At 65.0% G+C, this 14,780-nt stretch carries 12 protein-coding genes; 5 read left to right on the forward strand and 7 right to left on the reverse strand.

Annotation, left to right across the window (positions count from 1 at the left end; all coding sequences use genetic code 11):
• The first annotated feature begins 5 nt into the window (after nucleotides 1-5).
• From WIMU1_RS17765 to WIMU1_RS17780, 4 genes are read left to right on the forward strand one after another with little or no spacing between them, the layout of a single operon-like run.
• Nucleotides 6-251, forward strand: coding sequence for an acyl carrier protein (locus WIMU1_RS17765; protein WP_030165326.1), 246 nt, complete (start codon nucleotides 6-8; stop codon nucleotides 249-251).
• Nucleotides 248-1,207 carry a DUF1839 family protein gene (locus WIMU1_RS17770; protein WP_371850303.1) on the forward strand — a complete coding sequence of 320 codons (960 nt, stop codon included), beginning with the start codon at nucleotides 248-250 and terminating at the stop codon, nucleotides 1,205-1,207. The genes WIMU1_RS17765 and WIMU1_RS17770 overlap by 4 nt, the downstream gene beginning before the upstream one ends.
• Nucleotides 1,204-3,639: a glycoside hydrolase family 2 protein gene (locus WIMU1_RS17775; protein ID WP_062799109.1), complete on the forward strand. Its 2,436-nt coding sequence runs from the start codon at nucleotides 1,204-1,206 to the stop codon at nucleotides 3,637-3,639. The genes WIMU1_RS17770 and WIMU1_RS17775 overlap by 4 nt, the downstream gene beginning before the upstream one ends.
• A gap of 11 nt (nucleotides 3,640-3,650) precedes the next feature.
• Entirely contained in the window at nucleotides 3,651-4,040 is a 390-nt protein-coding gene (locus tag WIMU1_RS17780; RefSeq protein ID WP_245968931.1) for a holo-ACP synthase, read from the forward strand.
• On the opposite strand, the gene WIMU1_RS17785 is transcribed toward WIMU1_RS17780, so the two are convergent.
• The 7 genes from WIMU1_RS17785 to WIMU1_RS17815 are packed head-to-tail and all read right to left on the reverse strand — an operon-like array spanning nucleotide 4,021 to nucleotide 13,092.
• Nucleotides 4,021-5,250 carry a glycosyltransferase gene (locus WIMU1_RS17785; RefSeq protein ID WP_062799112.1) on the reverse strand — a complete coding sequence of 410 codons (1,230 nt, stop codon included), beginning with the start codon at nucleotides 5,248-5,250 and terminating at the stop codon, nucleotides 4,021-4,023. The genes WIMU1_RS17780 and WIMU1_RS17785 overlap by 20 nt on opposite strands.
• The gene (locus WIMU1_RS17790) at nucleotides 5,247-6,392 is read right to left on the reverse strand and encodes a glycosyltransferase family 4 protein (protein WP_062799114.1); all 1,146 of its coding nucleotides are present in this window, start codon (nucleotides 6,390-6,392) and stop codon (nucleotides 5,247-5,249) included. Before WIMU1_RS17790 ends, WIMU1_RS17785 begins: the two co-directional genes overlap by 4 nt.
• Nucleotides 6,389-7,369: a hypothetical protein gene (locus tag WIMU1_RS17795; protein ID WP_245968930.1), complete on the reverse strand. Its 981-nt coding sequence runs from the start codon at nucleotides 7,367-7,369 to the stop codon at nucleotides 6,389-6,391. Before WIMU1_RS17795 ends, WIMU1_RS17790 begins: the two co-directional genes overlap by 4 nt.
• Nucleotides 7,366-8,559 (reverse strand): glycosyltransferase family 4 protein, encoded by a 1,194-nt coding sequence (locus WIMU1_RS17800; RefSeq protein ID WP_062799116.1) that lies wholly within the window; start codon nucleotides 8,557-8,559, stop codon nucleotides 7,366-7,368. Before WIMU1_RS17800 ends, WIMU1_RS17795 begins: the two co-directional genes overlap by 4 nt.
• Nucleotides 8,556-10,559, reverse strand: coding sequence for an O-antigen ligase family protein (locus WIMU1_RS17805; RefSeq protein ID WP_084248348.1), 2,004 nt, complete (start codon nucleotides 10,557-10,559; stop codon nucleotides 8,556-8,558). Before WIMU1_RS17805 ends, WIMU1_RS17800 begins: the two co-directional genes overlap by 4 nt.
• Nucleotides 10,556-11,323 (reverse strand): hypothetical protein, encoded by a 768-nt coding sequence (locus tag WIMU1_RS17810; protein ID WP_062799120.1) that lies wholly within the window; start codon nucleotides 11,321-11,323, stop codon nucleotides 10,556-10,558. The genes WIMU1_RS17805 and WIMU1_RS17810 overlap by 4 nt, the downstream gene beginning before the upstream one ends.
• Nucleotides 11,324-11,325: 2 nt before the next feature.
• Nucleotides 11,326-13,092 (reverse strand): lipopolysaccharide biosynthesis protein, encoded by a 1,767-nt coding sequence (locus tag WIMU1_RS17815; protein ID WP_245968928.1) that lies wholly within the window; start codon nucleotides 13,090-13,092, stop codon nucleotides 11,326-11,328.
• Between the two features lie 331 nt (nucleotides 13,093-13,423).
• Here WIMU1_RS17815 and WIMU1_RS17820 point away from each other — a divergent pair, with 331 nt between their 5' ends.
• Nucleotides 13,424-14,689 carry a glycosyltransferase gene (locus WIMU1_RS17820; RefSeq protein WP_062799122.1) on the forward strand — a complete coding sequence of 422 codons (1,266 nt, stop codon included), beginning with the start codon at nucleotides 13,424-13,426 and terminating at the stop codon, nucleotides 14,687-14,689.
• Nucleotides 14,690-14,780 lie beyond the last annotated feature (91 nt).

Genomic DNA, 14,780 nt, shown 5'->3' on the forward strand with positions numbered 1-14,780 from the left:
TGTCGGTGAAAGATCAGATTCGCGACATCCTCGCGGCACACGGGAGACTCGCCGTGGACGCACAGTCGGTTGAGGACGACGCAGACCTGTACGAGCTGGGCCTGACCTCGCACGCGAGTGTGAACGTGATGCTGGCGCTCGAGGACGAGTTCGATGTCGAGTTCCCCGACGAAGATCTGAAGAAGGCCACATTCGCGACGGTCAGCAACCTCGAAGCGGTGGTGAGCAAGCTTCTCGCCGGTGTCGCGTGAGCTTGCCGGCGGCGCTGACGATCAGCAACACCGCTCAGCCCCACTTCTCCCACAGCGGAGACCGGATCTGGCCTGAGACGAACTGCTATGTCGACCTGTGGATCGAATTGCTCCATGCGCTCGGCCACGATCCGGTACCGGCCTTCGCCTGCGCGCTCTCAGCCGACCACGACGGTCAGCAATGGAGCTTCCTCAAGGTCGCCCCAGAAGACATCCGGCGACTCTACGGCCTCGAAGTCACCGAAGAGAACGTGTGGCTGCCACTGCTGGAGACCATCGAAAGCGGTCCTGGCCGCGGCATTCTCCATACGGTCGAGGTCGACAGTTGGTGGCTCCCCGACACCGCCGGCACCGATTACCACCGGAATCATGTGAAGACCACGATCATTCCGACATCCGTTGATCGATCCACGCAAACCATGAGCTATATCCACAATTCCGGGATTCATTCCCTTTCCGGAGCTGATTTCACGGGAGTATTCGGTCTCGCCGGGACAGAAGAGGGTTCGCTACTGCCCTACGTGGAACAGATTCGTTCTTTTCCTGAACGAGCCCACGAGGATTCGCTCGTGCCCATCGTTCGCGAGCATCTGGCGCGCCGGGCACCGGGTAATCCGGTAGAGCGCCTCGGCCACGGTGTCCGGGAGGCCGTCGCGTGGCTTCCTGGTGCCGGGATGGAGACCTTTCACCTGTGGGCCTTCGCCACATTGCGTCAATGCGGCGCCACCGCCGAGTTGGCAGCAGACCTCAGTCGCCACCTCGCTGCCGGTCCGGCACCAGGGGCCGCTGAAGCGGTCGAGCCATTTCTCGACGTGGCCGCCGGAGCGAAGGCGGTTCAGTTCAAGATGGCTCGGGCCGCGCGCGGACGCCAGGTGGACGTCGGCGAGGGTCTCGACAACATGGCTCGATCATGGGCCACGGCCATGCAGACCGTCGCCGACGCCGTAGCGCGATGAGTCCGATCACCGGGTGGAAGCTCTTGGGCACCACACCCGGTGCGGCCATGACTTCCGAAGACGTGCAAGACCTTTGGCCCGACGCCGTCGACGTGGAGGATGCCACCGTCGTCGGGGCCGTGGACCAGGCACTGTCGCGATGGGGCGACAACGTCGATGCATCCGACTGGTGGTTCACGACCACGATCGAGACGGCGCAGGACTCGTGGGTCGACTTCGCGGGTGTGACCGCGCCGGCAACGGTTTATCTCGATGACCGCCCGGTGGCCGAGGTCGAATCGATGTTCCTACCGGTATCGGTGGCCGTTCCCGCCGGCGACAACCGGCTGGTGGTGCACTTCCCCGCCCTGGACGCCGTGCTTCGCAAGCGTCGACCCCGCGGTCGGTGGCGATCAAGTCTGGTTGCAGCGCAGGGCTTTCGGTGGTTGCGGACAACGTTGATCGGTCGCGCCCCGGTGTACTCCGGGGTGTCCCCTGCAGTGGGATTCTGGCGTCCGGTGGCCCTACGGGATCTCGGCCGTGCCCGCGACGTGGTGGTGCAGGCCGATCCGCGCTCCGGTCGGGTGACTGTGCGTGGTGTCGCACCGAGCCCAGGCGACGTCTTGATGTCCGTGCACCACAAGGGCACCGAGCTCACGGTCGGCGCGGCCACCGCCGACTCGGATGGGCAGTTCACGGTCTCGGCAACGGTGCCCGAACCGGCGCTGTGGTGGCCCCGCGGTTACGGGGATCAGAGCCTTTATACCGCCATCGTGACCATGGCGGGACAACCTCTGTGCGAGAAGGACTTCGGATTCAGAACCGTCGAGATGACCAGCGCCCATGAACACTCCGGGAGCCAAGGCTTTTCCATCGCTGTCAACGGCATCGACATCTTCTGCCGGGGTGCGGTGTGGATGCCACCCGACCCACTTCGACTGACCAGTCCGGCCGCGACCACACAGAAACACCTCCAGCTGCTCGCGGACGCCGGTACCACCATGCTCCGTGTACCCGGTGGCACGGTATTCCCCGACGCGGAGTTCTGGTCGTACTGCGCTGATCTCGGAATCTTGGTGTGGCAGGACACGATGCAGGCGACCTTCGACCCACCCGAGGACGTCCAGGACTTGCTGTGCGCCGAGATGCGTGAGCTTCTGCGGACGGTGTCGGGCAACCCTGCGTTGGCTGTGGTCAGCGGCGGAAACGAACTCATCCAGCAGCCGGAGATGCTGGGTTTGGCGCCCGAGCAACGCGATGTGTCGGCTCTGTCGAGAGCGTTGTCACTCGTGGTCGCGGCAGAGTCCGACGCGGTGTTTGTCGTCGCCAGCCCATCGCCGCCCCCCGGTAGCACCGACCTCGCGATCCGTCCGGATTCCGGTGTGGCGCACTGGTTCGGCGTCGGTGGATACCTGCGCCCTCTGGCCGACGTCAAGACAGCGGGTGTCCGATTCGCAGCCGAGAGCTTGGCGTTTGCCATCCCGCCGTCTGCGGACGCAGTGGACCGCCACTTTTCCGGCGCGGCGGTGGCCGGCCACGATCCACGCTGGAAATCGGGGGTTCCGCGGGACCGAGGAGCGTCATGGGACTTCGAGGACGTGCGCGACCACTATGTGGCCGAGGTCTTCGACGTCGATCCATTGATGGTGCGCAGGACTGATCCCGAACTCTATTTGCAGCTGGGGCGGTTGGCCGTCGCCGAGGCGATGCTCGAGTGTTATGCGTTCTGGCGCCGGCACGACTCCGGATGTGATGGCGCGCTGGTGCTGTCGTCCAAAGATCTGTGCGCGGGCGCGGGATGGGGACTCATCGACATCGATGGGCAACCGAAGGCGCCTCTCCAAGCGCTCGCGCGACTGTGGTCGCCTGTTGCGCTCCGCCTCGCATCCGCGGGTCTTTCCGGAGTTCGTATCGACGTCTACAACGACGGACCGGGTCCCCTCGAGGGGACCCTCGAACTGATCGCCACCAACTCGTCCGGCCACCCGGTGACCGAGGCCCGCAGGCCGATGTCCGTCGATGCGCATTCGTCGACGACGCTGCACGACTCCGATCTGACTGGCAGGTTCACCGACTTGTCCCACGCCTACGGGTTCGGCGAACCGGTGGCAGACGCGGTGCAGGCGACCTTGGTTGTGAAAGACGTTGTCGTGGCGCGTGATGTCCACGTCATCCGTTCGACGGCACACCAGGGGATCATCGAACTGGATGCGAAAGCCGTCCTGGCGGATGGTCGGTGGTGGCTGGAACTGTTGTCGCGCACCACTCTGCGGTACGTGGAGGTCGACGCGCCGGGATGGCGGCCCGCGGACAACTACTTCCACCTGGCTGCGGGCCTGCCATACCGGGTACCGCTCACCGCTTTCCGAGACCACGCCGGCAGGCCTCCCAAGGGTTCGGTCACCTCGATCGACGCTCTGACCGTCACTCGTTTTGCCGCCGACGATCGCTGAATGCGCCGCACATGCACATGGATCTCCCGCCGGGCACCCGCATCGGATGCGATCTCGTGGCCCTCGACGAGGTGCGGAACTCACTGTCCCACTTCGGCGGAAGGTTTCTCGATCGGGTGTTCACCGCAGCCGAGGTAGCGTACTGCGCCGGCCGTGTCGATCGGCTTGCCGCGAGATTCGCCGCCAAGGAAGCCGTGATCAAAGCCCTTGCCGACACCGACATCCCGACACCGATGCAGGAGATCGAGGTGGTGATGATCGACGGGAAGCCTCGGGTCGAATTGCACGGGTCGATGGCCGATCGTGCCGTGGAAGCCGGGTGGACAACAGCACAGTTGTCGTTGTCGCACACCGACTGTCACGCGATGGCTGTGGTTGTGGTCAGTCTCGCCGGTTCGTGAAGACCGGTTCGAGCAGATCGGCCAGCTTCTCGACGGTGGTCCGGAGCTCGAAGTCGTGTTCGACGAGTGCCCGTCCCGCTGCGGCGAACCCGGCGACGTCTTCCCCACCGGACACCACCGACTCGAGCGCGTCGCGAAGGTCCTGCGCGTCACCGGGCCGGGCAAGACGTCCGGTCACCCCATCGACGATGATCTCCGGAATTCCCGACAGCGACGTCGACACACACGGCAGGCCCGAGGCCAGTGCCTCCATCAACGCGACCGGGAGACCTTCCATCTGCCCATCTGCGGCCACGACGCTGGGCAGCACGAACAGTTCGGCGGCCGCCAGCTTCCCGGCCACAACGGTTTCCGTCTGAGCGCCCAGGAATCGGACGCGGTCGGCCAGACCGAGCTCGAGGCTGAGCTGTTCGAGTTCGGCTCGTAGTGGCCCGTCTCCGATGAGGTCCAGCTGGATGCGATCGACGCCGGGGCCGCCCGTGGCCAAGGCACGCAGGAGCACCTCGTGACCCTTGTATTCCTGTAACGACGCCACACACACGGCACGTATCGGGCCTTGTGCGGGAATCACCCGCGGCTCGAATCGGTAGCCGGAAGTGTTGATGCCGCAATGCACCACGTGTACATCTGTCCGGGTGTGCAGCCCGGTCAGGATCGCCCGATTGAAGTCCGAGATGGTGACCACCAGCGCGGCATCGGACACCTTGCGGGAGAGCATCACCTGGTCGACGTACAGATCGTGGGCGTGTGCGGTGAAGCTGTACGAGATGCCGGTGAGACGGTGGCACACCCAGGCCGCCAACGCCGGATACGTCGCGTAATGCGCGTGAATGTGCGCGCGGCGGGATCTCGGGGCGAGGTCGCTCGCGTGTGCACATCCGATCGCGGTGGTCACCAGGGCCCGGGCACCGAGCCGCGGCGCCCGCAGGTGCTCACCGATCACGGTCGCGAGGACACCGAGGAACGCCAGCGGGTGCCGCCCCAGGGCCCAGAACACTCCACGCGCGATCGCCGCAGCTCCGGGCCGCACCAGCACCGCCGCCCATCGCTCGGCCACCGAATGTACTGCGGTGTCCGGCGACAAGAACAGCGACCGCACCGAGACGTCAAATCGACCAAGACCGGCCAGCCCATCGAGCTCGCGAACGATGAACGTCTCCGATGTCCGCGGGAACCGCGACACCATGTAGACGATCTCGGGCTTGCTCACCTTCTGCGTTCTGCCGCTTCGGAATACAGTTCGTGCAACCGCTGTGCCCAGGACGTGGCCGAGAACTCGCTACGAGCGCGCAGGACCGCGGCATCGCCGAGCTGTTGACGCCGACCGGGATCGGCGATGAGTTCGCCCAGGGTGTCGGCAAGGGCCTGAGGATCGTTGGGCTCGAACAGAAGTCCGGTGGATCCGTCCGCGACGATGTCGGGGATCCCACCGATCCTCGAGGCGGCCAGTGCGCGGCCCGAAGCCATGGCCTCGATCAGCACCGTCGGCAGATTCTCGCCATGCGTCGAGGGCAGCAGCACGATGTCCGCGGCCCGGTAGACATTCGGCATGTCCGACCGCACCCCGGCGAAGACAACCGAGTCTTGTAGACCGAGCTGCGAGACCTGGTCACGGAGCTCTTTTTCCAGCTCTCCCCCGCCGACCAGCGACAGCACAGCCGTCGGGAAGCGCTCGAGAACCTTCGGCCACGCCTCGACGGCAACGGGAATTCCCTTGAAGTCCCGGAACGCGGCAGGCAGTACCACCAGCGGCCCGTCGGCGCCTCCGAGTTCCTGCCTGACAGTCGGGTCGGGTTGTCCGGGAGTGAAGTTGGCAATGTTGATCCCGTTGTGCATCACATCCCAGTTCCCCGGGAGTCCCCGGGGACGGTATTGCTGCTGAAACGATTCCCGCGACGCCTCGGAGACGAACAGTGCGCGGTACGACCTGTCCGCGGCTGCCACCGCCAGTCGTTCCCGGGCACCCTGGCGACCCGACAGTGGGCGTGCCACATGGTGAAACGTGCAGATCGCCGGTCGTCGGGCGATGGCCGCGGCGGGCACCGCAAGCGTGATCGCCATCTCGAGGTGGGCATGGACCACGTCGAAGTCCGACTGTTTGATCTCGCGCACGAGCTTGGGCAGCGCGCCGGGATCGAGCAGACGCTTGATGCCCAGGGCCCGGGTCTTGATTCCCGCTTCGGTCAGGATCTCGGTGGTCTTGTCGGCATCGGCGGCCGACGACAGGACGCTGACGAACTCCATCTCCACCGGACTGTCGCGGAAAGCGACGGCCAGTGGCGCGAGCAACGTCTCGGCCCCTCCCATCCGGAATGCATCGATGAGCAACAGCACACGCAGTGGACGGGTCACCTCAGGACCTGCAGGCGTTTCCAGGGTATCGACTCCATCCCGTCATAATCCCATCGCAAGCCGGCATTGGTGTACACCTGCCCGATGGAACCGGCGGGCGCCTGCGTATCCAGCTCGAAAGCGACGCTGAGCGACGTGCCGCCGACATCCATCGCGTATGCGCCGTACTGCTGCATGGCCTTTGCCACCGCACGCACGCCTGGGGCGAGGTTGAGCGTGCTCAGATTGAGCGTGGGGTCGAGCCGTAGCCTCGCACCCTCGGGGATGCAGTCCGAACGCGTCGACGGACCGTCGGTCTTGATTGCCGGGCTACGGAAGATCCCGGCACAGATGTTGTCGGTTTGAACCGCGAGTGCGTGCGGGATCACCCCGTTGCGGATCTCGGCCAGCCGGATCACCCCGGCAAGGCGCGAGGCGCCCGAACCCGTGCTCGCTCCGCCCCATCCGGAGCCGTCGAGGCGGTTGATCGCGCCCCACTGGGTTGTCCACTGACTCCCGGACTGGTTTGCGCGCCAGAACTCGTAGATCCGATTGGCGCCCTGGTCCACGACCACCATTGCGCCGTCGCTGCCGGTGTGCGGTTTGGCGCCATTGGGGATCGGCACCTGGTATCCACTGAAAGGGCATGTGCCCCAACCCTGCTGGGTACATTGCACCGTATATTTCGGCGTCTGCGCATCGGCCGCGTAGATGGGTATCCCGAACTCCCTCATCGAGGCGTACATCCGCCCGTTCCGGGATGCGTAGGCGCTCATTGCCGAACTGTTCGGATCGAGTGCCGCATTCCACGAGATCGCGGTGTTCCAGGGACTGTTGGTGGCGAACGGTTTGCCCAGCGACGCACCGTTCGACGGATTCTCAGATCTGAACACCAGCACGGCCGTGGACGCGACGATCATCGCGACAAGCGAACAGATGAGCGCAACTCGCCACGTCATGTGGATGTTGAGGTGCCTTGCGATGGGGTGACGGCTCATTTACCTCTCCCTGTTCGGACCATTGCTTCATCCAGCGATTCGATGACGGTGCCGGCGGCCACATCCCATGCCTGCGACAACCGCTGCAGGCCGGCGTCGCCGAGTTCACGTGAGCGGACCGGATCGGTCAGCAACGCGATCATGGCCCCGGCGAGGGCCACCGCGTCACCGGGCGGCACCAGCAACCCGGTCACCCCGTCGCGGACCACCTCGGGCAGATCTCCGACGGTGGTCGCGATCACTGGGCGCCCGAAGGTGTAGGCGAGGTGGGCGACACCGCTCTGGCTCGCCCGGATGTACGGCGTGATGACAACGCGGGCGGACTCGACGATGGCCGGGACCTCTTCTACCGCAATGTATCCGGCGTGTGTGCTGATGTTCCCGATCTCATCGGCCCGCCGCAGCAGGCTGTCGAGGTCGATGTCGGCGCCGACCGCCCCGGCGAGAACCAGCCGGGCGTCGGGTAGATCGGCTCGGACGATGGCAAAAGCGTCGAGGAGGACATCGATGCCTTTGTAGGCCGTCCACGTACCGAAGAAGAGCGCCACCTGACCGGACTCCGAAACAGGCGCGAGGACATGCGATGTCCGTAGGGCACGTTCATCGCCATGCGGGATGACGACCACCGGGCCGGCGGGGTCGAAGTGTTCGAGCACCAGGTCCCGTGTGCGCGGCCCCAGTACAAACGCGACGTCCATCTGCCGCCACGCGGCCGAAAAGGCGTTGTCGACCAGGATTCCCGACTTCGGCGTGCTCGTGTCCTTCGCGTCCGACCTCGGCAACGGCTCATGCGCCACGATCCCGAAGACGGCATTTCTCACGATCTTGGTGATCATCACCACGAACATCGGCTCGAAAGAGAAGCGCCAGTGCGACCACAGCACGGCGCCGGGACGGATACGGACGAGTGCAACTGCCAGTACCGACCACGCCAGCACGAGCTGCCCGGCACGCAGCACACGGCGGGCCGCCGAGAACCACGCCGGCCGGACGGTGTCGTCTGCCGGATGCCACGTCGGCAGCAGCGGGCGAATGGTCAAACCGCGTGACGGTGCCAGCTCCGGCCTGGGCCCGGTGATGAGCACAACCGGCCGTCCCGCCTCGGACATCGCATCACCCAATTGCACTGCGAATTGGAACAATCCACCTGATGGGGAGAACTCCACCAGCACAATCGGGCGCGTAGTCATCGCTGCGCCCCGACCAGATCCTGCTCGCCCGGCCGCATGTCCCCGGCGGGCCGCCGACGGACTCGGCGCAGCACCGCCGCTGTTGCGCCGGCCGCACCTGTGCCCAGAACCAACGCCAGCAATACCGAAGTCACCGAATGTTCCGTGTGAGACGTCTCGTACGGATTCCCGACGTTGACGATGGAGTATTCGTCATCGGCACCCACCGCACGAACCCGCTCGCGTGCCTCTTCCACAGCGGACCTCAGCCGGGTCTCGGCTGTCGCGGCGTCCGCGTCCGTGAGGCTGATGGTGATCACTCCTCGAACTGGGTCAGCGGCCACGGTGGCCGGCGAGTCGGCAGACCTCATGATCGCCGAGTAGGTCGGGAGAACTGGGGTGCGAGAACGTATGTCGAGCGCGTATCCGAAGTAAGTATCACCCGAATCGCCTCGAGGTAACAGCATCAGCTGCTGATTGGCCGTCGTGTCGTGAGAAGCCGTCGACCACAACACCGTTCCGGCGACCACGACTCCGACGCCCAGTGAACCGCAGACGACCACCGCAGTTCGTCGACCGCGGACAAGAGCCCGCGCCTTCACCGGACCTCCCGTCGACGCCAAGAACGCCGCCAGCGCGATGACAAGAGCGAAGGACCGGAAGTAGGCCAGGTGGAGGAAGATGCTCGCGGCAGACCAGGCGATCACTGCCGCCAGCGCAGCAGCGAGCAGGGTGCGGCGGTTGCCGGAGGTGACCGAACCCATCCGCAGGATCACCACGGCGACCACTCCACCGACCATGATCAGCCAACCGAGCAGGCCGACGATGCCGGTCTCGGCGGCAAGCTGTGCGTACAGGTTGTGCGGGGCGTCGGTGGGATGCACCACCGCTGTTTCCACCGTCCCCGCATATTCGGGCACCCGCGTGTAATAGGTGCCGGGTCCGAAGCCGTACATCGGGCGATCATCGAACATCGCCCACGCGATCTCCTGAGCAGCCTTGCGTCCCAGGATCGACGGGTCGATCCCGTAATCGACGTCGGCGGCGAACACGTCGTTGACCAACGCCGACAACCTGTTGCCCACACCGGGGATCACCAGCACGAGCGCGAGGAACGGTACCGCGACCAGGCTCCAGCGCCGGACGGCCGGGCCGCTCGCCACGATCCAGACCAGCACGCCGACGGCCGCGGCGAGGAAGGTGCCTCGCGACTGCGTCAGGTACACGCCGATCAGGAGAGCGACTGCCGAACCACCCCACAGTGCCGTCGCGATGCGATCGTTGCGGCGGATCGACCGGGTCAGCAGCGCGCACGCAAGAGGCATGCCCATCACGAGGTTTCGGCCCCAGAAGTTCGAGTCGGGAAGTGGCCCGCCGTACCGCAACGTGGTGGTGAGTTCACCGGAGGCCTCGGTGACCGTGGAGAAGCCGCCGAAGGACATGGTTCCGCTGAACACGACCTGATTGACCAAGGCGAGCAACGACAACACTGCGAGCGGAAGAACGATGGCCGCGACCGTCACCCAGGGTCGTTCGCTCAGCTGCGCCAGCATCAGGACGATCAACAGGAACACGCAGTCGAGGAGGATGCGCCGGAAGGTCCACATCGACTCCTGGTTGTCGACGCTGCCGAGGATCGCAATGGCCTGCGTCCCAAGGTAGATACACACCAGGCCGGCGAAATAGGCAGTCCAGCGGTTGATCTTCGCCCTGCACTCGGGCGAACGCAATGCAATACCGATGGTCAGTGCGCCGAGTGCAAGCGACGCAGGGAACACCGGCAATTGAGCGTGCAGTGCCACGATCCCGGCGAGGTTGAGGACCTCGGACACCACGAGTATCAGCAGTGTCACGAGCGGCCGTCGCATCGCATAGACGGCGACGGCAACCGCGAACGGCGCCGCGGCGACCAGTAGTGGTTTAGGTCCGAGCAGCGCGATGGATCCCGCGATGGCCAGGCCGGTTCCGATCAGGAAGATGATGGGGTCGTTCTTGTCCATCACCGGCCGGAGAGTGGTCATCCAGCCTGTCCCGGCGTGGGTCGATAGGCCGCGTACTCGTTGCCTGGTTCATCGCGGCGGTCCACAGGCGGCGTGCTGCCGTCCGTGCGGGACTGCACTTCCGACGGCTCGGGACGCTGGTCAGAACGTCCATCGATGTCGCCACCGGATCCGGGCCGGCCGGAGCCATGCCGAGCACGCGGGTCGCGCCTGGTCCGCGCGATCAGCAGTCCTACCCCGAGGCCAAGCACGAGTCCGGCGATCGACGCCGCCGGGATCAGTTGCGCCTTCGAGATACCGGTCGACGTCGCAGTACCGCCGGGTGCAGAGATTTCTTTCAGGACAAAGGGACCGGAAATGCTGGCCGCGTCCGCGGAAGCCACCTCGAGAACCTTCTCCAGCCCCTTCTCGGCGGCCTCACCGGATTTCGCGGTCATGGTGGCCTCGATCAAGGTGGTGTCCGCGACCGCACCCGCGGTGAGGGTCAGTTCGGACGCGGGCACACCGGCGGACTGCGCGGCCTGTTCGAGCCATCGCCGATCGGCCAACACGATCGCGGCGGTACGGGTGACCTGTCCACGGCTGAGAATTTCCCAGTAGTACGACGACTCGGCGGGCGGGACTCCCGGCGCCGGCATCATCACAACGGTCGCCTTTGCTTCGTACGAGGGTGTCGCGGCTGCCGAATACACCAGCGCTGCAGCGAGTCCGAGTATCAATCCGACCACGGCGCACAGGGCCGCGATTCCACGGCCGGGCGCTCGCAGGAATGCAATCATCTTCATCCTTAATTCCTCGACACGACGCGGTGCCGACCTTGAGAGCCGGACACACCACGGTGCGGCTCATTTGCATTAGACACGACCAGCGCGCGCGCTGTGGCGGGTCCGGTACGGCGATGCCGGCCCGGGGCCACGTTGTTTTCGCTACGCCGCGGTCGTGTACCCGCCGGGGCACGGTGTCGGCCCGGCGTTGTCATGGTGGGATTCTTGCCCATCGTCTTCATCACGATGCCGTACCCCGACGCGAACAGCAGCGGCGCCGTGAATCGCAACGCCACCACATAGATCAGCAGACCGGCCAAGGCGAGCAGCACCAACACCAGCGGCGCCGGCAGTGTGCGGATCATCCGGTGCAGACCGATAAGGGCCACGCCCATCACCACCGCGGCGGCCACCGGCCGGATGATCGAAGGCACGAGCTGGTTCCAGGACAGGGACAGAACCCGGCGGACCACGATCATCCGAACAACGAAGTGGCCCAACTCGACACTGAGCAACGCCACCGCGACCAGTACCGCGCTGTGGCCGGCAGCCCACCAGATCGGGACGATCAGCGCCGCGAACTTGCCGGCATTGATAGAGGTGAGAATGCCCGGTCGGCCGATCGCCTTGTAGACATCACCCGAATGGAACGACGCCGAGTACACCACCGCGTAGATCGCCAGCACCGACAACATCGGATCCGCGGCCTCGTACTGCGAGCCGTACATGGTCGCGATGAGGGCGTCCGAACTGACCGCGAGGCCGATTCCGATCGGCGCCGTCAAAGCCACCACCACACCGAGGGTCTGGACATAGTGGCTGCCCAGCGACTTGAGGTCGTGTTGCAGCCGCGACAACGAACTGAACAGGACATCGCTGATGACGCCACAGAGACTGAGCACCACCAGTTCGGGTATCCGGTACGCCAGCGTGTAGAGGCCCAGTTCGGCGTCACCCTGACGGCTGCCGATGGCGAGGTAGTCGACGTTGTAGATGCCGAAGGCGAGGAGGGTGACCGCGGTGACCGGTAGCCCGAACTTCAACAGCGACTTGGCCTCGGGTCCGTCGAAGCCGAAACGCAGGGTCGATCCGGCCACCTTCCAATACAGCAACATGGTCACCGTGACGCCGGCCAGCTGTCCCCAGATGAGGCTCCACACGCCGTATCCCGCAACCGCGAGCCCGATGGTCAAGATCGTCTTGAGCAGCGCTCCGATGAACTCGGGGAAGATGCGGCCGCGAAAATCTATGTTGCGGCGCAGATATGCGGTCGGCACCACGCTCAACGCCGAGATCGTGAGACCGATGGCCAGCACCTGGATGAGGGGTTCGAGGTCCGGATGGCCGACCAATTCGGAGGTCAGCCCCGCGGTACCGGCCAGAACGGCGCCGATCAGCACACCGAAGACAACCGACAGTGTCAGGCCGGTCGGGGCGATCTGGTCCCACCTGCGACGGCTCTGCACCAGGGAAGCGCCGACCCCGAGATCTTTGACGAAGTCGAACAGATTCACCACGAGGAGAGCGAAAGCGAAGAGGCCGAACTCGGCGGGATCGAGCAGACGCGCGAGCACGATTGTCATCACGAGCGTGGAACTCTTGCTCAGCGCGAAAACGAGGTAGTTCCAGGCGGCTTGACGACCGGTGGCCGGCACGGACGTGTCCACACGCTCGAGGACGTCGGTCTGGGCATCCCACATCGCCGTCGGGAGGGGCGGGAAAACAGGCAGGGTTATCGCGTTGGCGTTCTCATGATCGAGTTGATCAATCGGGCGAGGTGAGCCATGCATGATGCGGCTGTCTCAATCCTCTCCCCACCACCGATTCCTACAATCGCGGGAGTCGCACCTGCCTGCCCCGGAATGCCGGGCTGACTCGATGGTAGTCGCTGCCGGCCGCAATCGGCGGGAGCACCGTGCACGACTCAGCCGATTTCAACCACCTCAAAACCGGCCGCTGAGCGGGATTTTCGCCCGGCCGGGCAACGTCCACACCGTGACGCGTTGTCCGCACCAGACCGCTACGCTCGCATACAGGCCAGGCTCGGACACTTCATCGGCGACTCGGCAAACGCCGCCCGATCGTCCGAGTACCCGGTTGTTTCCCTGCGACGGAGGTCAGATGCCGAAAACGGTTGCACTTGTCAGCGCGGTGCATCCCTATCCGGTCGATGCAGGTAAGAAGGTGGTTCTGGCCGGGATCATCGACTATTACCGCGATCGTCTAGGTGCAGAGAACGTCCACTACGTCTTGATCGGCGACGGCGTCGGACCCCAGGACTTCCCGGTGCGGCTGCATCCACTTTCCAAACCGGCAACTGCCGCGGCACTGGGAAATGTTCTGACCCGTGTTACCACCGGCCGTTCGAGCCTGCAGGAAGCACTGCTCCGATCAGCTTCGGTCGCAGTCGAAATCGATCGCACATTGCAAAAACTAGATGCCGAAGTAGAGATCTTTGACACAGTCCGCCTGGCCCAATATGCAGGCAGCGAGCGCACGCGACGACAGATCTGCTACCTCGACGACCTCTTCTCCGAGCGGTACCGGGCGATGCTCGACGCCGCGAGACGGTATCCGGATGTCCGGATCAGTCCGCTCGGTAACTTCGCCGCCCACGTACCGCGCGCGTTGCGTCCACTTGCCGACGAGAGGCACACGCAGCGCGGTTTGATGCGTGCCGAACGCAGACTGGTGCGAAAGAGCGAGGACCGAGCGGCACGCTTGTTCCCGCGCAGCCTCCTGGTCAATCAGCGCGAGGCAGAACACCTCATCCGGCGAGCCGGTGTCGACGAGATGAAGGTGCAATCCATTCCGCCGTTGATCGCCGAGCCGGGAACACACCGTCGCGAATACGGTGGCGCACCGGAGTTCATCTTTCTCGGGCTGCTCTCGCTCCCACACAACGACGACGGGCTGCGTTCTTTTCTGACGTCCGTATGGCCGTTGGTGCTCGCACGGGTCCCCGGGGCGAGGCTGCGGGTACTGGGTCGAGAGCCGTCCAGGGAACTGCGTGAAGCGGCGGAACGATTCTCGCAAAGCGTCTCGCTAGAAGGCTTTGTCCCCGATCTCGGCGAACTCTTCGGACGGGCTGCCGCCACCGTCAATCCGCTGAGGTTCGGTTCGGGTATCAAGCTGAAGGTGATCGAGGCGCTCGGGCGGGGGGTACCTGTTGTTTCGACCGAACTTGGGGCCGAGGGAATTACGAGTGGAGCTTCCCACGGTGTCCTCCTCGCCGACGAGCCCGCGGAATTCGCCGACGTGATGGTGGGCCTCACCTCCACCCGATACAACAACGAGGTGTCCCAGGCCGCCCGAGCCCATTTCGAATCGACCTATTCGCGTGACGCCGTATTTCGGCGCTATGACGCGGCATTCGATCTGAGCTGAATCAGCAACTGTGCTGGTCGGCGTATAGCATCCTGGAAGAGGGACGCGGTCCGCCGCTATCGATCGTCAAACGTGCAGTGCAACGAGACCA

The sequence above is a fragment of the Williamsia muralis NBRC 105860 genome (assembly GCF_001598915.1).
In the GTDB taxonomy this organism is placed as follows: Bacteria; Actinomycetota; Actinomycetes; order Mycobacteriales; family Mycobacteriaceae; genus Williamsia; species Williamsia muralis.